Genomic DNA, 521 nt, shown 5'->3' with positions numbered 1-521 from the left:
CTGCAGACGCTTGCCGTCTTCGGCCGGCAGCTCGCCGATGTGCGGGGTGATGAACGTATCGACGATGCTGAGGATGCCGCGGTTCTGCTTGGCCACCGTCTCGGCATGAATCTTCGGCACGCGGGCCGGGTCCAGGTTTTCGCGGGCCTGGGCGAAGATCTGCGGCAGCTTCTCCATGCGCGCGGTGGCCGACTTCAGGCGGTCGGGCAGCGGGGCGAACTCACGCGCCATCAGCCCGTACAGCGCGCTGCCGGCCATGCCGTTGTAGATCTGCGGGTCCCACTTGGACGACTGCAGCACCTCGGCGCTCCAGATTTCCGACTGCAGCTGGTTGCGCAGGATCGCCGCATCCACCTGGTTCTCGCGCGAGAGCTTGCTCACATCGATCCGGTCCAGGTCGCCCACCAGGCCTTTGTAGGCGGTCAGCACCTTCTACTGGCCGGCCGCGCTGAGGTCGTCGATCTCGCTGTCGTAGCGGTGGTCGCCGATCTGGGTGGCGCTGATCGGGGACAGCTGCATCC

The 521-nt window shown here is 66.6% G+C and carries 1 protein-coding gene; it reads right to left on the bottom strand.

Translation table 11 applies throughout. The features are described 5' to 3' along the window. Positions 1–429: DUF885 family protein (locus tag ACXJKJ_RS32205; RefSeq protein WP_457395822.1), on the bottom strand; the 429-nt coding region annotated here is incomplete at its 3' end. Between the last annotated feature and the right edge of the window lie 92 nt (positions 430–521).

Source organism: Roseateles sp. P5_E1 (genome assembly GCF_054049335.1).
Note: the sequence above shows the minus strand (reverse complement) of the source record. Positions and strands in the feature narration are given on the sequence as shown.